The following is a 19,570-nucleotide window of genomic DNA, read 5'->3' as shown; positions in this document are numbered from 1 at the left end:
TTTAATCGTTAGAATGAAGAGGTCTGTTGGTTGACAGCTAATGAAAAATATTTTTTACATTCAAACAACAATACGGTCGGTGTTATCCCTTTGATACGGCGAAATTACCGCGTTATTGCCGTATTAAGGCCGTGAACAAAATGGTGATCGATATCTCAAAATAGATTAAAAACAACCAATTGAAATAAACCCCTGGTGAAGCAAGCCGCGTCTTCGCCGCTTTTTTAAATGTTTATTTCATAATTTAGACTATTGAAACTTTTTAACCCAAACAAGCGAAACATGCGTTTTGGAATGGCTTATTAACAAAAACATGACACGGATCTAACAAATGAAATGAAAGCCGCCCGCGAGCGTTCCCCTTTCGTGCGCCGGCAAAAACTGCGAGCGGGCGCGCAGTTTGCGGTTTCCGCGTTTCCCGACCATCCTTACTCGGCAATAATGGACATATCCCTATCTCAGGAGGACCTGACATGCAGCTCAGCAGTAAGGTGCGGATGAACCGCCTGTTCAACAACGGCAAGTGCCTGGATGTGGCGATCGATCACGGCATCGCCAACGAACCGGATTTTTTAATCGGGCTGGAAGATATCGAACGGGTGATGGGCAACCTGATCGCCGCGCGCCCCGACGCGATTCAGGTCAACTACGGGCAGGCGGATCTGCTGCAGCGCGCGCCGCAGCGCGAAAAACCGGCGCTGGTGATGCGCACCGACGTCGGCAACGCCTATAACGCTGCACGCCACCGTGAAATGTGGGCGGTGCTGCACAACCCGGAAGCGCCGATCCTGGCCGCGCTGCAAATGGACGCCGCCGCGGTGGTGGTCAACCTCTATATGATCCCGGATGAACCCGGCATTTTCCGCCAGTGCGTAGAAAACATCGGCCGCCTGCGCCACGCCTGCGATCGCTACGCCATGCCGCTGATGATCGAACCGCTGGTGATGGCCCCGGCCGGCCAGGGCGCCGCCTACGGATCGCTGGGTGACGTGGAGAAGATCGTGCCGCTGGTGCGGCTGGCGCGCGAGCTGGGCGCCGACATCATCAAGGCCGATCCGACCGATCGGGTGGAAGATTTCCACCGCGTGGTGGAAGCGGCGCGCTGCCCGACGCTGGTGCGCGGCGGCGGCAAGGGTGAGCTGGGCCCGGTGCTGGAGAAATCCGCCGCGCTGATGGCCCAGGGCGCCTCCGGCATGGTCTATGGCCGCAACGTCTATCAACACAGCAACCCGTCGCAGGTGGTGCGCGCCCTGATGGCGATCATCCATCAGGGCGCCAGCGGCCAACAGGCGCTGGAGATCTACCACCAGCAGTAACCCGCTTTTGTAACTAAAATAACCCCTCGCTCCCCCGGCAGCATGCTATAACCTGCTGCCGGTAACTGCAGCTTGCCGCATTCCTCGCTAGAATACGCCGTGATATCGCCATTCGGAGAACCGCCATGCCAAAACAACGGGTGCCGCTCAAGCTGAGCACCTCCATCACGCTGATGGTGTCCGCCATCATCGCTTCGGTGCTGCTGGTGGTGTTCGCGCTGTTTTTCGTGCAGATGAGCCGCGAGGGGCAAGATCAGCTGCAGCAAAAAGCCATCGCCGTCGCCAACACGCTGGCGCTCTCCAACACCGTGATCGACGGCCTGCAGCGGCGCGATCACAGCGGCGCCATTCAGCGCTTCGCCGAGCAGGTGCGCCATCAAAACGAGCTGCTGTTCGTGGTGGTGGTGGATATGCAGGGCATCCGCTATTCGCACCCTAAACCCTGGCTGATCGGCAAGCATTTTATCGGCGACGATTTGGCGCCCGCGCTGCAAGGCAACGTCAACAGCGCCATCAACCGCGGCACGCTGGCCCCGGCGCTGCGGGTGTTCGTGCCGGTGTATGACGATCAGAAAAAACAAATCGGCGTGGTGGCGCTCGGCATCGCGCTGGACACCGTGCAGCGGGTGGTGGCGGAGAGCCGTTGGATCATCTATTGGACCATCGCCTTCGCCGCCCTGGTGGGCAGCCTGGGCACCTTTTTCCTGGTTTCTGCGCTCAAACGCATCATGCTGGGTTTCGAGCCTTACGAAATCTCCAACCTGTTCGAACAGCGCAACGCCATGCTGCAGTCGATTAAAGAAGGCGTGATCGCGGTCGATAATGAATCCCGCATCACCATCGTCAATGACGAAGCCAAGCGCCTGCTGCGCCAGAGCGGGCCGGTGGAAAACCTGCTGCTGGAAGCCGCCAGCAAGCATTGGCCGGCGCAGCTGCATCTGGCGGAGGTGCTGGCCAGCGGCGAACCGCTGCGCGATCGGCAGATCAGCTTCAACGGCAGCGAACTGCTGACCAATACCGTGCCGGTGATCGTCAACGGCCAGGTGACCGGCGCCATCGCCACCTTCCGCGACAAGACCGAGATCAGCCGCCTGCTGCAGCGGCTGAGCGGCATGGCGCACTACGCCGACGCCCTGCGGGTGCAGTCGCACGAATTTATGAACAAGCTGCATGTGATACTCGGCATGCTGCACATGAAGGCCTATCAGCAGTTGGAAAACTACATCATCAACACCGCCAGCAACTACCAGGAAGAGATCGGCGCGTTGCTGCGCAAGATCCATTCGCCGGAAGTGGCGGGCTTCTTCATCGGCAAGATCAGCCGCGCCCATGAGGCCGGCATCGATCTGACCATCGAGGAAACCAGCCTGCTGCCGGAAACCGACGATGCGGAGACCACCCACGTGCTGATCAGCGTGCTCGGCAACCTGATCGAAAACGCCATCGACGCTATCGACGGCGTTGAGGGCCACGAGATCGGCCTGAGCTTCCATCATCACGACGATCAATTACACTGTATCGTCAGCGACGACGGCCCCGGCATCGATCCGGCGATCGGCGCGCGCATCTTCGAACACGGATTTTCCACCAAGGGAACGGGACGCGGCATCGGCCTGGCGCTGATCCGCAGCCATCTGGAGAAACTGGGCGGCAGCATCGATTTCGAATCCGAACCGGGCGAGCTGACCCAATTTTTCGTGCACCTTCCCTATCAGGCCAAGAGCAGAGCCCATGATTAACGTACTGATTGTCGACGACGACCCGATGGTGGCGGAGCTGAACAAATACTACCTGAGCCAGGTCGGCGGTTTTCACTGCCAGGCGACGGTCGCCACCCTGAGCCAGGCGCGCGCCCTGCTGGCCGATGCCAGCGTCAACATCGATCTGGTGTTGCTGGATATCTACATGCAGCAGGAGAACGGGCTGGATCTGCTGCCCGGTCTGCGCGAACTCGGCGAGAAGACCGATGTGATCATCATCTCCTCCGCCAGCGACGTGAACACGGTGCAAAAAGCGCTGCACTACGGCGTGGTGGATTATCTGATCAAGCCGTTCCAGTTCAGCCGCTTCAAGGAGGCGCTGAGCCACTATCGGCAACAGTCCCAGCTCTTGGCGCAGCGCGAGTTTTCGCAGGCCGACGTCGACAGTCTGTTGCGCCGCCAGCCCGGCGGCCAGGAGAGCAAAAAGCTGCCGAAGGGCCTGACCAGCATCACCCTGAGCACGGTGTGCGAGTGGATCGAACAGCAGCACGACAGCGAATTCTCCACCGACAACCTGGCCAACGCCATTGGCATTTCGCGAGTGTCCTGCCGCAAGTACCTCATCTATCTGGCGGAGAGCGGAATCCTCGGCACCCGTATTCTGTACGGCGCCACCGGCCGACCGGTCTATCTGTATCAGCTGAAACCGGACGCGATCGCCATGCTGAAAGAGCATTGCCGCCCGGCCTAAACGACGTCGGGCGCAGAAAGCGCCCGGACGTTGAAGGTTAGAAGTTGTGCCTGTAACACTTCGCCTCGGGGTGAGGATCTTTCGAGTGTCTCCGCAGGCAGCGCTGCTTTTTCTGCTGCTGTTCCAGATTCCGCTGCTGCCGCTCGGCGGTCTCAGCAGCTTCGCGCTGCTGTTCGCGTGCAATTGCCTGCTCGTTGGCCAGCGTCAGGTTATCGACATTCCACACCTTGTGGCGCAATGCGTCGCGCTTTTTCTGGTACTCCTCGGTGACCTTACTGTCCTTCGGCGCCGCCGCATGGTATTCCAGATCCACCCGCGCCTGCGCGAAGCTGGAACAACACAAGGCCACGCCGGCCAACACGATCCTTTTCATCAATGACTCCTTTTACATTACATCGCTTGACTCTGCGCACACGCTGGCTCAGCAACCGTTCGGCGATGCCGTCGGCTTTTCCTCTGAACGGGAGACGCGCTGCCCGCCGGTGACGGGCGCCTTGCCGGGCTCGATAGCGCACTCCGCCAACCGCGCCAGCTCTTCCGCATCGCGCTCCGTCGGCGGCGCTTCCTCGCTTATTTCCTGCCGCAGATCCTGCGCCAGCGCTTTCAGGCGCTTTTGAAACAGCACCGGCGACACCCCTTCGCACGGCCTGTCGTAGCGCGCTGCGCCGGCGCTTTGGCTTAGCGGCGGCAACAGCAAGAGAAAGATCGCGGCCATGTTCTTCGTCATGGGCAACTCCTTTGATTACGCCGAAATAAACCGGCGGTTCCCTATAAGGAAAACGAATTGTCTGCTAACGCAATGAATGGTCAAGCCACGGCAGAATAACGCAGGAAAGGTAAACCCTCCGACAATATCGGCAGAATGCGCGCATTAATTTGGCTGAATATATTTAGCGGTTTAACGATCGAATATTTTCGACCCATCTAACGTGCCGCCAATACCGATATTCCCTTCCTGCAATACCGACGAGGCAGACTCACCCGCCATGATGCGTTGCCGCTGTTCCCGCGTGGCCGGCTGGGGCTGAGACCAGTCTGGGGACGTCGACGTCGGCTGGATCGCGCCGCAGCCGCTCAACAAAAACAACGATACCGTGGCACAATAACGCCATGTCATAGTTTTCTCCTTAAAGGAAATAAAATACCCGCAGCCGGCGGCAAGGGTAAATAAAAAATGACTTTCTTTAGTTTAATAACCGCCGTTATTTCACCTTCCGACCGCCGATGTTAACCACTCGGTTCCTCTGTTAACCCGAAATAAACATTTTCGCTTAGCCAGCCGATAATTCGCAGGCAATAAAAAAGGCCGGGCTAACCCGACCTTGTTTGACCGCACGACGCGCTTAGACCAGCTCGATCACATCGAAATTGGCTTCGCCGCTCAGATCGGCGTCGTAGTCAACGCCCTGCAGACCAAAGCCGAACAGGCGCAGGAATTCCGCCTTGTAGCCCTGGTAATCCGTCAGTTCATTGATGTTGTTGTCGTTCAGCTGCTGCCAGATTTCACGACAGGTTTCCTGCACTTCGTCGCGCAGTTCCCAGTCATCCAGACGCAGACGGTGCTTCTCGTCGGTGTCCGGCGCCGCGCCGCTGTACAGCTTGGTGGCGAACAGACGCTGGATCTGCTCGATGCAGCCTTCGTGAATGCCCTGTTCCTTCATGATTTTGAACACGATGGAGATATACAGCGGCATCACCGGAATGGCGGAGGAAGCCTGAGTCACTACCGACTTGAGCACCGCAACGTAAGCCGCGCCGCCTTTGGCCTGCAGCTTCTGGTTGATGGCGTGCGCCGCGCGATCCAGATCTTCTTTCGCCTTGCCCAGCGTGCCGTGCCAGTAAATTGGCCAGGTCAGATCGGTACCGATGTAGGAGTAAGCGACCGACTGCGCGTTATCCGCCAGCACGCCCGCTTCGTCCAGCGCGTCCATCCACAGCTGCCAGTCCTGGCCGCCCATCACCTTCACGGTGTCGGCGATTTCTTGCTCGTTGGCCGGCTCGACCACGGCTTCAACCAGCACGTCTTTGTTGGTGTCCAGCGCAACGGATTTGTACGGCTCGCCGATCGGCTTCAGTGCGGAACGCACCACTTCACCGGTTTCCGGCATCTTACGCACCGGCGAAGCCAGCGAGTAGACCACCAGGTCAACCTGACCCAGGTCTTTTTTGATCAGATCGATCACGGTCTGACGGCACTCGTTGGAGAATGCGTCGCCGTTGATGCTTTTCGCGTACAGGCCTTCTTCTTTAGCTGCCTTGTCGAAACCGGCGGAGTTGTACCAACCGGCGGAACCGGTTTTACCTTCGCTGCCAGGCTTCTCGAAAAATACGCCGATGGTGGCCGCACCGCTGCCGAAAGCGGCATTGATGCGCGAGGCCAGACCGTAACCGGTGGAAGCACCAATGACCAGCACCTTTTTAGGCCCGTTTTTCAGTTCGCCGCGCGACTTAACGTAGGCGATTTGCTCACGGACGTTGGCTTCACAGCCTGCCGGGTGAGCGGTGGTGCAGATAAAACCACGAATTTTAGGTTTGATAATCATAGTAATTTTTTCTTGGTAGCTAAAAACCGAAGGACAATATACCTGATTTTCTCAATATACTTAAGAAAGTGCGAAAACAAGCGCAGTGAACAGACCAGTCGGAAAGCCTGCCGCCGAGACATGTCATGATGGCAAAGGGATAATCATGGCAGGCCGGGTTGCGATTACCCGGCCAGTCGAGAGTCACGCCTTGTTCTTTTCCAACTGCTCAATCAGCGTGTAACGCAGCGATGAGGCGTCGGCCGGCACGTTCTCCACCGGAGTGACGCGCACTTTCAATCGATACTGATAGCCCGGTTCGAAAGTGAAGCCCTCGATGCCGGTATAGAACAACTCCCACGGCTGCTGCGCGGAACGGCGCACCTGCATGCACTTCATCGGGCCGACGCCCACGCAGTCCACCAGCGCGCTGTTCACCAGCAACACATCCGTTTGGCCGCCTTTCTCGTTTGCGGGCTGATTCATCGAGGTTCCCTCCTGGCTGCAGCCGGCCAGCGCGGCCAACGCAACAAATAACAACGCTTTAATTTTCAATGTACTGCACCAATAGTCATCCAGGGGCGCCATGCTAACAAATTAACCGGCTCAAGAGAACGGATAGCGATGCGGATCCACACATCCAAAATATCATTCCTCTGTGCCCTATCAGACTGGAAAATATCGCAAAATAAACCCCCTGTTCTTATCCGAACCGGTAATTACCCCCGCTATTTTTTCTGTTAAAAACAGCTGGCTTGCGCAAGCTTTACTGAATTTAACTGAATCGATAAAGAGGGAATTTTATGCAAGAGATCGATGCCAAACACTTTCACCTGATCGCCGGCGCCGGCAACTTTGCCGACAACCGCGGCAGCAATGGTCGCGTCAACAACAACGGCGGCAACAAGAACGGGGGCGGGTCATCCAATCAGGGATTCTACGGCAAGCACACCTCGCCGGATTGCGTTAACGGCGTGATCACCGGCTCTCTGGGCGGCCTTGGCGGCCTGGCGGTGGGCGCGCTCAACGGCGGCTGCTTCAAGGAAGGCAGCAAAGGCGGCGGCAACGTCGGCATGGGGAAAGGCGGCAACAAAAACAGCGGCAGCAACTGCAATAACAATAGCAGTAAAGGCGGCAATACCTGTTCGCGCTAAGCGGTTTTAATTAATCAAAGCTCCGGCTGAGCCTCTCCGTTCGGTCGGCGCTTTCCGTATTTTTGGTGATAACCATGTTTAAACTGTTTCGTACCTTATGCCTGCTGCTCGGCTTCTGGATCGCCACCCTGCTGCTCAGCGGCGCGGGGGTCTCCTTTACCCACGGCTATGCCGCGCCTAAAAATCTGTCGCATTTCGTCGTCTCGCTGGTGGTGGTCGGCGCCATCCTGCTGTGGATCCATAAATTGCTGCGGTTCTTTTTTGCCGAGAAATTTGAGAAGAAACCGCGTTAAGCCGTGTTCTCGTTGGGGGCGCCGCCCGCAACGATAAAACCGGCATCGCGAATCGCCGCTTTAACCTGCCTGGCATCCATCACGGCCGTTTTCACATAGCCAAAAAAGGCCACCCGTGCGCTGGGCAAACGGATTGGCGTCGCCAGTTGAGCCATCAGCTCACGATTGCGCTGCGCCATCAGCTCGGCGCGCGCCTGCCAAAACGCGGCCGGTTCGGAAGGGGCTTCAGTGGCGGTTTCGAACCGAGACGCCAACTCGCTTAGCGCCTCCCACTCCGCCAACAGGGCGGCAACCATTTCAGGATTAGCCACCTGCCCCCAGTCAGAGGGTAACCCCCCCTCACGCCAAGCCTCGAGATAGCCGGGCAACATCATCTTTAATTGACTCAGTTGCTCGTTCACTGCGGGTTACCTTTTATAGCGCCTGATGCCGGGATATTTCCCATAATGACACTCTCGTTAAACCGTTGATGGGAGCAATGGCCGAAGCTTATCAGCGCCATAGATGACGTAATGACTTTTGGTGCGGCTAAATTAGCGATAGGTGCGGGTGGGGAGTGGGGATGGAGGTCGGGTTGGGGTGTAATCGCCAGAGCCAAAAGTGTGATTTCCGCTCTGGCGGCCACACTGGCCAAGCATTGAAACATCTCCCCACGTCCGTTATGTTACAACCATAAAAATTTCGAGGGATGGAAGTGAACAACGCAGAGATAGTGGAACGGATAGTAAAAGTCATTGTCTCCCCAGAAACAGTTGTGGGGCTGCTTGACGGCGCAATGTCTGTGCCTGTCGATTTTGGCTACCTAGCTCTAGGCATTTTTGACACAAGCAATCGTCGCAAGATGGAAGACGAACGCATTCGCATGATGCGGGCAATAAAGTCCGGTTTAATGAACTATCATCAAGTTATCAGAACGATTAAAATCATTATCGATGCATTCACCGCACACATCCCACAAGAGACGCAAGACAAAATATTTAGGGCCGTAGGCTCCACATCCGCTGGCAGAATGCTTACCACCTCTCTGATTTCATCCAGAATAGTGAATAGCATCATATCAGCAGGTGGTGCAGCCATGATTACCCGAGGTGCTGGCGTTGCTACAAGCTTCACGCTGATGGCTGGCGGAATGATAGAACGAAGCATATACAAATCAATCGGTCTCGAACGTATGCATAGTGCGGTTTACTACAAGCTTAGAAGTGCCGGAAATTTGGACTTTATATACTTTTTAGTTCAACCCTATGTTGATCCATTCATAGAAGCTTTGGCTGTACGTAAAAACCAAGGTGATGCAGAGTTTAATCGATTGCTGCAAAATATTGAGGAAAAAATGAAATGAGAAAAGACAGCATCCATATCCGCATACTCTCTTTTTTCTTTGAATTTTTCTATCAGTTAATCGGGGGAATTGGATTTTTATTGTGTATCTATTTTTTCTTTAGCTTCGACACGATAACTCAGCGCGTCGTTGCCATTTTATCGACAATAGCAATATTTTGTATCATTTGCTGGCTCGGCGACACCCTCATCAAAAAGCTACGAGGTTATTGATGTTATCAGACCGATGAGTGCCGGCCATGATTCATCAATAAGCCTTCCATGCAGAGAACGAATGCATAGCGATGTGTTCAACCGTCGAGTTTTGAGCTGCTCACGGACCATATCGACGAAGTAACGCTGTGATGTACCCCTCTAATCAAGTCCGGCCTGTACCACCGCCCAAAAAGCAAGGTAGCTAAGCCCTATTTAGCTAAGGAGATAATATGTCTGATAATAAATCAAGGCCTAGCTAGCAAACTAATGGCCGGACCCCACCGCCACCAATAAATCAGGAAAAGCCGGCACCGCCGCTGCCGCCGTCGCCTAAAGATAAAAATAGAGAGGTCGTTATGTCGAATAGCTCAAAACCTAACAACATCAGTCGCTCTGTACCAACGAATGATGGCAAAAATCCGGCACCACCAATGAATAGAGTAAAACCAATACCGCCATCGCCTCCCCCATCCCCCATCCCCCACCAAAAAAGGTTAATCGCTTCATAAAGCCCAGAATCTGGGCTTTTACTTTATATATTCTTCTATATACGTTTTTGCAGCCAAGAATCCATTGCATAAAGCAACCGCATATCCCTCACATATCAACTTATTCATCCATTTGACTTGCGCCAATGATAGTATACCTGTGCTTGACTTAATCTCCATCCAAAGCCCCGTGTAACCACCTAGAGGCAACGTGAGAAAAAGGTCAGGCAACTCCTGTCCGGACCCCACGCAGTTCCAAATCCCTTGTCGCCTTCGGCCCAAGCTTCCCTCGCAGGCTGTGTGGATCAGATAATATCCAAACCGTATGCCGTCGATAACCGTTTTAGCAACCCATTCAATCAGAGCGTCTGTTCCTCCTACTCTGGCTAGAGATGCACTTTCCTGACCTTCCCACCGCGTATTTCCAGCTTTGCTTTAGTGCATACAACTGACGTAACATCGATATCGATACTGTTCAACATCTTTACTTGCTTTTCGCCAAGACTTTCCCTGCCAATTCAGCAATAGCATTAACTCCATCCAGAGCCCCAGGAATGTTATCGCTGTCCATTTGTATTGTACTGAATATTAATGAATCAAATTTATCCAACGCTGCATCATTCAGCTCACCTTTTTCATTTTTCATTTTCTTTCTATAATTCATATACTCTTCTATGAATTGGCATAACGCTCCTCTTAAATTTATTTGTGCAAGTTGTGTTCTTAACGACTTTACTTCCGAATAAATAACCCTTGCATAATATAATATGAGAAGTTCAACAGCTGAAAATGGCGCTGCCCACGACACCCATTCAATTAAGGTTTTCCCGTTTACTAGCTGAGGAAAAAGTATATGCACACCAATACTTAGCAATGGCAATAGTATTGCTAGTATCATGGCAAGATGATAGCTATCTTTTGCTGAGTCTAGTTCTTCATCCTTACTTTTCTTTAACTCTTTAAACCCTGCATAAAGACCTACAAAGTTAAACTCCGAGTGATAACTACTCAATCTTGCTTCTATTTCATCAATACCAGCTAGGTTTGAGTTTATTTCATTCAACACCCCCTGAACCTGCTCTCCTTTCTCATTCATCAAAGTTAATAGCTCTTCTTTTTTTACATCAAAATCTTTACCTATTGTTGTTTTTGCATACTCCACAGCCCCAGTAATTTCACCAACCCCTCTAATCAGCTGCTCATTTATTTTTTCCTTTTCAGAACTGAGGTTTGAAACTAATTTTAATGCCTCTTGAAAATCGCTAGATTCCAATACAAACTTAGCCATAGAAATCTGTAATGTGTCCCTTATCCAAATGAATTGATACTCACTTCGAGGATATTCCTTTGCAAGTATAGTAAGAACATCATCCCTGCTATAAAAAACACCAACACTGCCTTCCCAAAAATTAACTTCCTTCATGACACGCAATAAATTTGAAAGAAATAAAGCCATGTCATTCCTTGCTTTATCTGCGGAAAACGCCACCATTTCACCTACGGTTTTCCTGTTAAAAACAGTGTGCGCATCAAGCATTGCCATGTCATTGCTGAATCTAGAATAAAAGCCCCCCCATGCAAAAGCAATTGCTAATTCAAACACTTCATCAACATCCAATCCAGACACGAATTTATCATCATTTATATCATTAGCACCAATAATATTAGCAATATCATCTCCATGCCTCGAATTAATATACGAATCACATTCATTTATGGCTTTTACAATATGTGCATCAGCGTAAGAAAACACTAAACCACCTATTTATTTTTTAATAATTAACATTCACAATAATTTCAGTGAATACCATATTTTAAAAGTAGCGTATAGAGCATCTATCTATAGTTGTTCTTTTTCACCCTTTTCCCAATTATACGCTTTTCGCCCATCTATCACATCATGGCAAACAGAACACCCAAACACTGCCAAAAATCATCCCTTTATAACCCATACCATGAGTTGGACTTGGTAAATGACACAGAACTGTTGTTTCCGTGTTCCCGTTGCAAATTCTAGGAATCTGCAGAGTACAGCAATGCCCCCGAGCCGAATCGCGCAGGACCTTACTCCTAAATGCTGGTGGCTTTCGCACTCAATACTCCATCAACCGATTAACGGCCTGTTCCATCTCATACTCATCGGTAAAATGCTGCTGTAGCGTCTCGTTCCAGATGACGCCGGCGACACCGCTATAAACCTTGTCGAACTTCTCCTGGCTCATGTTGACGAAGGCGATGCTCCAACGCTGTTTTAACGTTCAGCCGTCCGGATTGGCGGCCAGATCATAGAAGCCGGCTTTAACCATGACGTGGTTGAGATAAGCCTCTGTCGTTTTAACTGCTTCGGCGTCAAAGCGGCGCTGGCGCTGTGCCGCAACACGCTGCAGCACACTCTCGGCAATCAGCTTTGCGATGTTGTCATAAAGCAACGGATCGCCAGCTTGTGCCGCCAGCGTCTTGGCTACCTCATGTGCAATCCACTTATCCGGATCGCTAACGAACGTCCAATCTGGTTCCCAATACGAAAATCCCAATTCCAGCAGCTTCCAGAATTTGCGGTGATGCTTTAGGTTCCGACGATCGCCGATAGGTCACATGACGATAGGAGTGCCCGTAGGCACCCCTTTCATCGTATGCCCGTCGTGATCTGTCGCGTACTTGATCCCGCCACCTAGTAGCAGAACACCCAACGCTTCAGTCTTGTGCTTTCTCGGAGATTTAGTTTGCGGTGATCCCGTAATGCCGCGCACCTCTTAACCATTCGCATTGCTTCCCTACGAATCTGCGCCAAGAACACTTCACCATGCGCCATCAGCTGCTCCCGGCTAACATAGCTATGTGCAGGGCCACGCCAAGCCTTATCAAATATGGCGATTGCAGCGCCAAAGCCCGCGCTGGTGGCCTCTTGCCTTGCATCTGCCAGCCGGTACCACAACGGCACATCAAAGCCAATGCGACCACGAATGAACGCAACATGATCCGCATTCTCCGGCCACCACACTTCTGAGGTCGCCGACTTGATGAGGAAAACATAGCGACCGCCGAGCTCTCGCATCCCATGGGTATGGCGCATGCCGGTGATATATTCACCTTCATGCTGCTTCGCCGTGCTATACGGAGGATTGGCAAAAGCGGTGCCGTTTACGCACTGACCGGTTCTGCACCAGAGCGTTATCCTCTGCGGTGTGAAACGCAACGCAGCAGACAGGCCACCGCTATCAGAAAGCGGGCGTCATGCTGCAGGATTTCTACTCACAAGGCATTGCCCAACTGAACCTGTTTGATGAATATCAGCCGCGGCAGAATAGTGGACAACTGATGGCAGTTTTAGACCACATCAACAAGTCTGGTCGCGCGAAAGTATGGTTTGCCGGCCAGGGTACTCAACAGATATGGTCTATGAAGCGGGAGTTGCTTTCTCCTGCGTATACGACACGAATCAGAGATCTACCAATTGCCCGTATATATTAAACAAGGTTAAAGAGATTCATTTATGATATCAAAATTAATTTGGCAAATCCTGCCGACTAGAGAGAAACATGCTAAATGAATACATAAAGCCAACTTATCCTTATTGCTGATGTCAGATGCGCATTTAAATTCTGGCGCAGAAAAAAGCAACTTTTCATCTTTTGAAGTTATGAGCATAGTATTAGATAATATCTATTACAACACCATTCCTTAGTGCAACCTTTCCTGAATATCTATGATTATCGATAGGGTTCATATCTATTAATTCACTCTTCATCCTTTCTATATCACAGAAAAAAGAAGGTTTTATTTTATCAAGTTCCTTAGATATTTCAGGAGAATCACAATCAATTTTTTTCACATAATGAGCAAACCTATTCCTAAGACCTTGAATTGTCCTTAACCCATGTATTTCATTATCATACTTCACCACGCCTATGTGGATAGCCATATCTATCTTGTTGGCAAACGAAGGTGCAACGTCTTTATGAAACTTCCTCGAGTTAAATGATTTATTAAAAACCTTTATTTGCGCTGAAATCGCCAACTCCAAGCAGCGTTCAATATAAGCACTACCAATAATTGCCATTTCTCTATCAGCATGATCAGTTAACTCATATAACGACTCACCCAAATCTCCTAGAAATGGGATTTGTTCACTAACTGGTACAATTTTCATGATTTACACCGTAAAAATATTAATTTAAACAAACCTCACTTTCTAATAGCATTATTGAAAAATTAAACGATATTTTTATTTAATCTTTCCATCAATTTTATACTATTATTATGCGTACTACCAACTTCCTTTGATACAGGATGCCATGCAAAATTATCAGCATGCATGGCTCCGCTCGTGGCGAGCTCACTAGCACGCGCAGAAGAGGTATGGGGTTTAGCCATTCGCGGGCCGCCGCCGGAGGCAAAACTACCGGTCGCCGATCGTGGATATCCAGTAAGCCGGAGTCGCTGGCAGCCGTGACAATGACAAAGCCGTCATCGTGCTGCTCGGCCTCTTTGGTGTGAAATCGACTAATAGCCGCAAAGAAAATCGGCTCATCGGCATGGATAAAGTTAGGTTGTTTTATCTTCGGGTCATCCGGTGACTTCTTCCACTCATACCAACCATCGGCGGCAACCAGCATGCAGCCATGCTCCCACAACGGTTTAAACATACGGCTATTCGCTGCAGTTTCAACCCTCGCATTGATTACAGGTTGTCGCTTCATTTCAAGCCACCAATCAGGGCCATATCCCCATAAAACCGGATCCATGTGGAGCTGGGTGTCGCGCTGATTGATGAGCAGTACATGGGTGCCAGGCGCTACGTTATAGCGACCAATAAGCACAGTATCCAGAGCATCTGCATACTCGAGCTCTGAAGCTAAATAATCGAGATAGTCAGCCCTTGTTTGTACTTGGGCAAAGCGGCCGCACATACAAAAACCTCACAGTGATAGTAGGCAAAGTATAGCCCACACACGATCGACCACAGCCCCTTCCTAATCATATTAGATAAACCATAATGAGGGCGTAACAGTGTTACGCCCTTCTCTTTTGAGGAGCTGATAATGACAAAATTACTCACTCTAGAAAAATGGAGTGAAAAAATCTATGAGAGTAAACAGCCATCAATAAAAACATTACGCCGCTGTGCTCGTAGTGGGAACATTTACCCAGCGCCGGAAAATCATGGGCGAGAATACAGAGTGAAACCGAACGCAATTTATATACAATCCAAGTCATTTAATCTTGCCAGAGCATTGTAAAAAACCGGAGCAATAGAAGTTCCACCGCTGATAGAGAGAATAATCAATGGCGAAAAGACCAGAAAAGTACGACGCTAACTTACCTAAGGATCTCACTTATCGTAAGAAGTATAAATCGTTCTACTGGCGCCACCCTATCACGCAGCGAGAGCTTCCCTTGGGGCAGATTGCAAGAAAGGATGCCATTGCACAAGCAATCGAAGCGAACAACTACCTTGAGCAAAACTATCTGCCCAATGCACTCATAGATCGCCTTAAAAGCCGTAAAGACATTTTAACACTCAATGCGTGGCTAGATAGGTACGAGGTAATACTTATCCGGAGAGAGTTAAAACCGAACACTATAAAAATTCGAACTAACCAGTTAAAAATAATCAGGTCACTAATGGGTGATTATTTTCTGCCAAAAATAGACACTCGTCAGATATCTGATTATTTGGAATCACTTAACGCGCAGGGGAAAATTCGATATCAAGAGCAATGCGTTCAATTTTGTCAGATATATTCAGGGAGGCAATTGTGGAAGGTAGAATAAAAACAAACCCAGTGGAAGCAACTAGAGCCCCTCGCATTAAAGTTAAACGTGAACGTCTAAATTATGATGAGTACACAAAAATATACTTAGCAGCAAGTGAGCACCCTCAATGGGTGGGATTTGCTATGGATATGGCCCTTATCACCGGCCAAAGGCGAGAGGATGTTGTTCTGATGCGTTTTACTGACATCATCGACGATCGACTGCATGTCGAACATGGGTAAAACAGGTATGCGTATCGCCATCCCTTTAAGCCTACATCTTGAAGCGGCAAATCTTCACTTGGGGGATGTAATAGAGCGCTGCCGAGCCTCGCATTCTTCAAACTACATCATCAACACTACGCGCCGTTCTAAGAAAGGTGATACATCGTTACACCCTGACGCTTTAACCAAAGCATTTGTGAAAGCCAGGAATGCCTCAACGCTGGATCTTGGTGACAATCCACCAACATTTCACGAGATTCGCAGTCTCGCGTCACGGCTATACAGCATGGAAAAAGGAGAAGAGTTTGCACAGTGCCTACTGGGCCACAAATCAGCAATCATGACGAAGAAATATCTCGATCCCAGAGGCAAGGAATACGTACTTGTCTAAAAAGACCGGATATAGGTTTTCGTGGAAATTTCGTGTATTTTCGTGGGTGGATGAAATTTTACCTTATAAATCAATCACACAAAAAAAGACCGAATACGATTCCTATATTCGGTCTAGGGAAATGGCTCTTGGGAGAGAGCCGTGCGCTAAAAGTTGGCATTTAATGCAGGGCTTGTTCAGCCGTGCACTTTAAGAGTAGCCTACCGCGCCAGTTTTGCCAGCCGCCCGGCGGCCGCGTGATAGTTTCGTGACGAAATAACTATGCGGTAAATGCGCATCAATCTACGCACGCTGGGCAAGGCGTTGGCAAACAAGCGGTTAGTCAGCGCACAGCTTCTCGGCGCGCTCGATAAACGGCGCCATGCTCATTTTTTTCCCCGGTTCGGCAGGGTCGTCCAGCAGGATCACGTCCAGCGGCTGCGCGCGCTGATGGCCCTTCTTCACCTGCTGCTCCGCCGCGTCGTTGAGCGGATATTGCATCAGGGTGCTGTTATTCAGCACAAACAGCGCGCCGCCGCTGCGGCACTGCAGCGTCACTTCTTCCTTGGTGAACGCCCACTGTTTGCCGTACTCCAGTTTGGTGATGTTCACCAGTTTGTCTGCCGCCAGCGCGCCGGTCGCGGTTGCCAGCAGCGTAATGCCGAGTAATACCGATTTCATGTGATGGCCTTAAGGTTGCTATTCGCGCCGATTTTCCCGCAGCTTGCCCGGTTGCGGCAAGCTGAAATGTCATACCGGCGCATAGGTTGCAAATAAACTGACCAGCAGCAGCACCGCCATCCCCAACCCGACTTCGAGCCAGCAGGCCAGCACCACGCCGCGCTGCGCCAGCGCCGGTACGCGGCTCATCGCCGGCACGATGGCGTAGCGATTGGCCAGCGCCACCATCACCATCAGCGCCACCAGCGCGGTTTTGATCAGCAGCAGGCGCTGATAAGGCGAGCCGAGGTTGAGCTGCCAACCGCCGAGAATGATCAGGCTGTTGACGATGCCGGTGACGATCACCGCCGCCACCGCCAGGTGCCCCCAGCGCGAGAAACGGATCAGCGTGGTGATGGCGTCGCTGCGCCACTGCGGCGGAGGCAGGTAACGCAGGCAAACCAGCAGCGGCGCCAGGCTGCCGAACCAGTAACCGGCGGCCAGCAGGTGCACCGCATGGTTGGCGCGGTGCACCGCGCCCAACGCGCCTTCATGCATCGCCGCGTGGCCGATAAACGCCAGGCTCACCAGCAGCAGCGCCGAGCACAGCGCCAACGCCTGTGCGCGCGGCCGTTCCGGCAGCAGCAGGCTCAGGATCGCCAGCAGCGACAGGCCCAGATGCCAGCGCCACACTTCGCCGAAGGTGGTGCCGAGCACCGCCCACCAGACCTCCAGCCGCCAGGCGTCTTCCCAACCGTCGCCCATCTGCCCGGCCTGAATGGCCAGCAGCGCCACGGCGGAAAGCCCGGCAATCCAGGTGCCGGCAAGCAGCAGGGGGCGCACATCGCGGGAGAGGATCGGGGAGAGGCGCTGCGGTGACAATAAGGCGGTGAACAGACTGATGCCGAACATCAGCATCACCGCCGCAAAGTGCACCAAGCGACACAGAACGAACAGGGTCGCCAGAGTCACGATCAGTTTACGGTGAAGCTGTACTGGCCTTTGGTTTTATGCCCGTCGACCGAAACCACATGCCAGCTGACGTTGTATTTACCCGCGCTCAGCTCGCCTTCAATCGGCACGTTGACTTGGGTGTTGTTGTTCGGATCGAGCTGCAGCTTGCCGGTTTTCACCACGGCGTTGTCCGGGCCGGTGATTTTCACGCCGCTGAAGTTTGGTTCGATGCCTTCGGAGAAGCTGAGGGTCAGCGCCTTCGGCGCCGGGCTGACGCTGGCGTCGGCCTTCGGCGTTTCCACTTTCAGGTGGGCGTGCGCCAGCGCTTGCTGCGAAGACAGGCCGACGAACAGAACGAAAACGGTGGAAAGCAGGCGACAGGAGGAACGAATTTTACCGATCACAGTGGTATCCCTTAACAATATAAAGAGGGTCATAAGGGTTAAGGCCACAGCCAAGGCGATGTATCAGCGGCCCCAACCCACCGCAATGATTGCGCCACGGGTAAACAGAAAAACGGGTTGTATCGGCTAACCCGCTGTTTTGACTCTACCATCCCTGTAGCGTATCGCGGTAAATCATAACGACCACGCTGCGGCAAGTCGAGCGCATCACTGGCATTTTGCGATCCGGCAGCACGTATCGCCGCATAACCGCGATAAACGCAGGGTAAAAAAAACCGCGCGTCAGGCTCGCCCGCGCGCGGTTTTTTCGATGTTCTGATGCAGATCAGGCCTGGTCGTTGCCGCCCTGGCCCATCGCGCCCATTTTCTTCAGATCTTTGTCGATGAAGAACAGGCCCTTGCCGCTGGTGCCCACCAGCGCCAGCTTGTCCAGCACGGATTTGAACAGTTTCTCTTCTTCATGCTGCTCCGCCACGTACCACTGCAGGAAGTTGAAGGTGGAGTAATCGTGTGCGGTCATGGCGGCGTGCGCCAGTTCGTTGATCTGACGAGTGATCAGCTGTTCGTGTTCGTAGGTCTGCTGGAACACGTCCGCCAGCGATTCGAACGCTACCGGCGGCGCGGCGATGGTGCCCAGCAGCGGCAGAGAGCCGGTGTCGCTCAGATAGTCGAACAAACGTTGCATATGCTGCATCTCTTCCTGAGAATGCTCCTTAAGAAATGCGGCGGCGCCTTCAAAGCCTTTATCGCTGCACCATGCGCTCATCTGCAGATACAGGTTGGCGGAGTAGAACTCCAGATTCAGTTGCTCATTCAGCTTTTGAGTCATTTCTTGCGTCAGCATAATGATTCCTTTTATTTTGCAGGTCATGAATTTAATTTCCGCGCATTATGCCTTGCTGCCGTAAAAATAAAAACACATTATTCACACCAAGCAAACATTAATTATAAAAACGATAAATATCAATAAATTAAAATATACCCACCACATTGAGAATTCACATGATAATTATTTTCATCTTTTATTTTAATCAAAAAGCGAATCATTCTTATTTAAAAGAATAAATAGATTGCATTACTCTCGGATAAATATCGCTCCCGGCAACGGCGTAATGGGCTTGCCAAGCGCCGCCGGGTGGATTACCTTCTGCGCAGATTCAATGCGGCAAAGTAAGTAAGGAGCATAGCGTGGGTTACAATCTGGCCGAGCTGTCCAAAGAGGAAATGGACAGGGTGAATGTGGATCTCGCCGCCTCAGGCGTGGCGTACAAAGAGCGCTACAACATGCCGGTGATCCCGGAAGTGGTGGAGCGCGAGCAACCGGAAGCGCTGCGCGACTATTTTCGCGAGCGCGTGGCGCACTACCGCGCGGAATCCCACAAGTTTTCGCGCCTGCCGTACGAGCCGAAGGCTAAATAGAAAAACCCGCCGTTACGGCGGG

23 protein-coding genes and 5 pseudogenes are annotated in these 19,570 nt (G+C 51.9%); 10 read left to right on the top strand and 18 right to left on the bottom strand.

The genetic code is table 11. From position 1 onward, the window contains the following. Positions 1-473 precede the first annotated feature (473 nt). The 3 genes from ACJ8PL_RS05695 to dcuR all read left to right on the top strand — a co-directional run bounded on the left by ACJ8PL_RS05695 (position 474) and on the right by dcuR (position 3,767). Positions 474-1,316 carry a class I fructose-bisphosphate aldolase gene (locus ACJ8PL_RS05695; protein WP_015377543.1) on the top strand — a complete coding sequence of 281 codons (843 nt, stop codon included), beginning with the start codon at positions 474-476 and terminating at the stop codon, positions 1,314-1,316. 125 nt (positions 1,317-1,441) lie between these two features. Further along, complete coding sequence (locus ACJ8PL_RS05690) at positions 1,442-3,055, top strand: sensor histidine kinase (protein ID WP_442530906.1); 1,614 nt, start codon at positions 1,442-1,444, stop codon at positions 3,053-3,055. Further along, positions 3,048-3,767, top strand: coding sequence for a two-component system response regulator DcuR (gene dcuR, locus ACJ8PL_RS05685; RefSeq protein WP_016928130.1), 720 nt, complete (start codon positions 3,048-3,050; stop codon positions 3,765-3,767). Before ACJ8PL_RS05690 ends, dcuR begins: the two co-directional genes overlap by 8 nt. A gap of 37 nt (positions 3,768-3,804) precedes the next feature. Here dcuR and ACJ8PL_RS05680 read toward each other — a convergent pair whose 3' ends face one another. From ACJ8PL_RS05680 to ACJ8PL_RS05660, 5 genes are all read right to left on the bottom strand, one after another. Next, entirely contained in the window at positions 3,805-4,140 is a 336-nt protein-coding gene (locus tag ACJ8PL_RS05680; protein ID WP_016928131.1) for a hypothetical protein, read from the bottom strand. A 48-nt stretch (positions 4,141-4,188) separates the two neighbouring features. Beyond that, positions 4,189-4,494 (bottom strand): hypothetical protein, encoded by a 306-nt coding sequence (locus ACJ8PL_RS05675; RefSeq protein WP_016928132.1) that lies wholly within the window; start codon positions 4,492-4,494, stop codon positions 4,189-4,191. A gap of 171 nt (positions 4,495-4,665) precedes the next feature. After that, positions 4,666-4,884, bottom strand: coding sequence for a hypothetical protein (locus ACJ8PL_RS05670; protein ID WP_049300683.1), 219 nt, complete (start codon positions 4,882-4,884; stop codon positions 4,666-4,668). Between the two features lie 226 nt (positions 4,885-5,110). Continuing rightward, entirely contained in the window at positions 5,111-6,310 is a 1,200-nt protein-coding gene (fabV, locus tag ACJ8PL_RS05665; protein WP_004940952.1) for an enoyl-ACP reductase FabV, read from the bottom strand. A gap of 183 nt (positions 6,311-6,493) precedes the next feature. After that, the gene (locus ACJ8PL_RS05660) at positions 6,494-6,844 is read right to left on the bottom strand and encodes a DUF4377 domain-containing protein (RefSeq protein WP_442530903.1); all 351 of its coding nucleotides are present in this window, start codon (positions 6,842-6,844) and stop codon (positions 6,494-6,496) included. Positions 6,845-7,092: 248 nt separating this feature from the next. Between ACJ8PL_RS05660 and ACJ8PL_RS05655 the strand changes: the two genes are divergently transcribed. Together ACJ8PL_RS05655 and ACJ8PL_RS05650 are read left to right on the top strand one after the other, a co-directional pair. After that, positions 7,093-7,443: a hypothetical protein gene (locus tag ACJ8PL_RS05655; protein WP_033640660.1), complete on the top strand. Its 351-nt coding sequence runs from the start codon at positions 7,093-7,095 to the stop codon at positions 7,441-7,443. A 74-nt stretch (positions 7,444-7,517) separates the two neighbouring features. Further along, the gene (locus ACJ8PL_RS05650; RefSeq protein WP_033640661.1) at positions 7,518-7,736 is read left to right on the top strand and encodes a hypothetical protein; all 219 of its coding nucleotides are present in this window, start codon (positions 7,518-7,520) and stop codon (positions 7,734-7,736) included. On the opposite strand, the gene ACJ8PL_RS05645 is transcribed toward ACJ8PL_RS05650, so the two are convergent. Then, complete coding sequence (locus ACJ8PL_RS05645) at positions 7,733-8,137, bottom strand: hypothetical protein (RefSeq protein WP_442530901.1); 405 nt, start codon at positions 8,135-8,137, stop codon at positions 7,733-7,735. The two genes, ACJ8PL_RS05650 and ACJ8PL_RS05645, sit on opposite strands and share 4 nt — an antisense overlap. A gap of 287 nt (positions 8,138-8,424) precedes the next feature. On the opposite strand from ACJ8PL_RS05645, the gene ACJ8PL_RS05640 reads away from it, so the two are divergent. Continuing rightward, complete coding sequence (locus ACJ8PL_RS05640; protein WP_317006201.1) at positions 8,425-9,078, top strand: hypothetical protein; 654 nt, start codon at positions 8,425-8,427, stop codon at positions 9,076-9,078. A gap of 578 nt (positions 9,079-9,656) precedes the next feature. Here the strand turns inward: ACJ8PL_RS05640 and ACJ8PL_RS05635 are convergent. From ACJ8PL_RS05635 to ACJ8PL_RS05610, 6 genes and pseudogenes are all read right to left on the bottom strand, one after another. Beyond that, positions 9,657-9,851: a hypothetical protein gene (locus ACJ8PL_RS05635; protein WP_317006202.1), complete on the bottom strand. Its 195-nt coding sequence runs from the start codon at positions 9,849-9,851 to the stop codon at positions 9,657-9,659. Then, positions 9,800-10,009 (bottom strand): VRR-NUC domain-containing protein, encoded by a 210-nt coding sequence (locus tag ACJ8PL_RS05630; protein ID WP_394817499.1) that lies wholly within the window; start codon positions 10,007-10,009, stop codon positions 9,800-9,802. Before ACJ8PL_RS05630 ends, ACJ8PL_RS05635 begins: the two co-directional genes overlap by 52 nt. A 235-nt stretch (positions 10,010-10,244) precedes the next feature. Beyond that, on the bottom strand, positions 10,245-11,513 hold the full coding sequence (locus ACJ8PL_RS05625) for a hypothetical protein (protein WP_442530899.1): 1,269 nt from the start codon (positions 11,511-11,513) through the stop codon (positions 10,245-10,247). A 145-nt stretch (positions 11,514-11,658) separates the two neighbouring features. Then, positions 11,659-11,853, bottom strand: coding sequence for a nuclease domain-containing protein (locus tag ACJ8PL_RS05620; protein ID WP_442530898.1), 195 nt, complete (start codon positions 11,851-11,853; stop codon positions 11,659-11,661). Further along, positions 11,854-12,348, bottom strand: a pseudogene (locus ACJ8PL_RS05615) (DUF1367 family protein). A gap of 83 nt (positions 12,349-12,431) precedes the next feature. After that, positions 12,432-12,960, bottom strand: a pseudogene (locus ACJ8PL_RS05610) (phage N-6-adenine-methyltransferase); the annotation flags it as partial. 1 nt (position 12,961) lies between these two features. On the opposite strand from ACJ8PL_RS05610, the pseudogene ACJ8PL_RS05605 reads away from it, so the two are divergent. Beyond that, positions 12,962-13,231: pseudogene (locus tag ACJ8PL_RS05605) on the top strand (DUF4113 domain-containing protein); the annotation flags it as partial. Positions 13,232-13,412: 181 nt separating this feature from the next. On the opposite strand, the gene ACJ8PL_RS05600 reads toward ACJ8PL_RS05605, so the two are convergent. Continuing rightward, positions 13,413-13,910: a hypothetical protein gene (locus tag ACJ8PL_RS05600; protein ID WP_442530896.1), complete on the bottom strand. Its 498-nt coding sequence runs from the start codon at positions 13,908-13,910 to the stop codon at positions 13,413-13,415. Positions 13,911-13,972: 62 nt separating this feature from the next. Then, positions 13,973-14,670 (bottom strand): annotated as a pseudogene (locus tag ACJ8PL_RS05595) (SOS response-associated peptidase family protein). 132 nt (positions 14,671-14,802) lie between these two features. Between ACJ8PL_RS05595 and ACJ8PL_RS05590 the strand changes: the two are divergent. Both ACJ8PL_RS05590 and ACJ8PL_RS05585 read left to right on the top strand, forming a co-directional pair. After that, positions 14,803-15,000 carry an excisionase gene (locus ACJ8PL_RS05590; RefSeq protein WP_317006206.1) on the top strand — a complete coding sequence of 66 codons (198 nt, stop codon included), beginning with the start codon at positions 14,803-14,805 and terminating at the stop codon, positions 14,998-15,000. A 46-nt stretch (positions 15,001-15,046) separates the two neighbouring features. Continuing rightward, positions 15,047-16,132: pseudogene (locus tag ACJ8PL_RS05585) on the top strand (tyrosine-type recombinase/integrase). A gap of 318 nt (positions 16,133-16,450) precedes the next feature. Here the strand turns inward: ACJ8PL_RS05585 and ACJ8PL_RS05580 are convergent. The 4 genes from ACJ8PL_RS05580 to ftnA all read right to left on the bottom strand — a co-directional run bounded on the left by ACJ8PL_RS05580 (position 16,451) and on the right by ftnA (position 18,973). Then, positions 16,451-16,792, bottom strand: a complete 342-nt coding sequence (locus ACJ8PL_RS05580; RefSeq protein WP_016928154.1) for a YebY family protein — start codon at positions 16,790-16,792, stop codon at positions 16,451-16,453. Between the two features lie 69 nt (positions 16,793-16,861). Beyond that, positions 16,862-17,743 carry a copper homeostasis membrane protein CopD gene (gene copD, locus ACJ8PL_RS05575; protein ID WP_442530895.1) on the bottom strand — a complete coding sequence of 294 codons (882 nt, stop codon included), beginning with the start codon at positions 17,741-17,743 and terminating at the stop codon, positions 16,862-16,864. 2 nt (positions 17,744-17,745) lie between these two features. Next, entirely contained in the window at positions 17,746-18,162 is a 417-nt protein-coding gene (gene yobA / locus ACJ8PL_RS05570; protein WP_046686875.1) for a CopC domain-containing protein YobA, read from the bottom strand. Between the two features lie 292 nt (positions 18,163-18,454). Further along, positions 18,455-18,973 (bottom strand): non-heme ferritin, encoded by a 519-nt coding sequence (ftnA, locus tag ACJ8PL_RS05565; RefSeq protein ID WP_015377481.1) that lies wholly within the window; start codon positions 18,971-18,973, stop codon positions 18,455-18,457. 344 nt (positions 18,974-19,317) lie between these two features. Between ftnA and ACJ8PL_RS05560 the strand changes: the two genes are divergently transcribed. After that, a complete protein-coding gene (locus ACJ8PL_RS05560) occupies positions 19,318-19,548 on the top strand; it encodes a DNA polymerase III subunit theta (RefSeq protein WP_016928156.1) in 231 nt (76 codons plus the stop codon). The last annotated feature ends 22 nt before the right edge of the window (positions 19,549-19,570 follow it).

This window comes from Serratia sp. CY83965 (assembly GCF_052166375.1).
Lineage (GTDB): Bacteria > Pseudomonadota > Gammaproteobacteria > Enterobacterales > Enterobacteriaceae > Serratia > Serratia marcescens.
Note: the sequence above shows the minus strand (reverse complement) of the source record. Positions and strands in the feature narration are given on the sequence as shown.

Bases quoted from the DNA above. Each gene is read 5' to 3' on its own strand.
- ACJ8PL_RS05580 (WP_016928154.1), bottom strand. From the start codon at position 16,792: ATGAAATCGGTATTACTCGGCATTACGCTGCTGGCAACCGCGACCGGC.
- ACJ8PL_RS05655 (WP_033640660.1), top strand. From the start codon at position 7,093: ATGCAAGAGATCGATGCCAAACACTTTCACCTGATCGCCGGCGCCGGC.
- ACJ8PL_RS05695 (WP_015377543.1), top strand. From the start codon at position 474: ATGCAGCTCAGCAGTAAGGTGCGGATGAACCGCCTGTTCAACAACGGC.
- ftnA (WP_015377481.1), bottom strand. From the start codon at position 18,973: ATGCTGACGCAAGAAATGACTCAAAAGCTGAATGAGCAACTGAATCTG.
- ACJ8PL_RS05650 (WP_033640661.1), top strand. From the start codon at position 7,518: ATGTTTAAACTGTTTCGTACCTTATGCCTGCTGCTCGGCTTCTGGATC.
- fabV (WP_004940952.1), bottom strand. From the start codon at position 6,310: ATGATTATCAAACCTAAAATTCGTGGTTTTATCTGCACCACCGCTCAC.
- ACJ8PL_RS05600 (WP_442530896.1), bottom strand. From the start codon at position 13,910: ATGAAAATTGTACCAGTTAGTGAACAAATCCCATTTCTAGGAGATTTG.
- yobA (WP_046686875.1), bottom strand. From the start codon at position 18,162: ATGACCCTCTTTATATTGTTAAGGGATACCACTGTGATCGGTAAAATT.
- ACJ8PL_RS05670 (WP_049300683.1), bottom strand. From the start codon at position 4,884: ATGACATGGCGTTATTGTGCCACGGTATCGTTGTTTTTGTTGAGCGGC.
- ACJ8PL_RS05675 (WP_016928132.1), bottom strand. From the start codon at position 4,494: ATGACGAAGAACATGGCCGCGATCTTTCTCTTGCTGTTGCCGCCGCTA.
- ACJ8PL_RS05640 (WP_317006201.1), top strand. From the start codon at position 8,425: ATGGAAGTGAACAACGCAGAGATAGTGGAACGGATAGTAAAAGTCATT.
- dcuR (WP_016928130.1), top strand. From the start codon at position 3,048: ATGATTAACGTACTGATTGTCGACGACGACCCGATGGTGGCGGAGCTG.
- ACJ8PL_RS05680 (WP_016928131.1), bottom strand. From the start codon at position 4,140: ATGAAAAGGATCGTGTTGGCCGGCGTGGCCTTGTGTTGTTCCAGCTTC.
- ACJ8PL_RS05590 (WP_317006206.1), top strand. From the start codon at position 14,803: ATGACAAAATTACTCACTCTAGAAAAATGGAGTGAAAAAATCTATGAG.
- ACJ8PL_RS05635 (WP_317006202.1), bottom strand. From the start codon at position 9,851: ATGCAATGGATTCTTGGCTGCAAAAACGTATATAGAAGAATATATAAA.
- ACJ8PL_RS05690 (WP_442530906.1), top strand. From the start codon at position 1,442: ATGCCAAAACAACGGGTGCCGCTCAAGCTGAGCACCTCCATCACGCTG.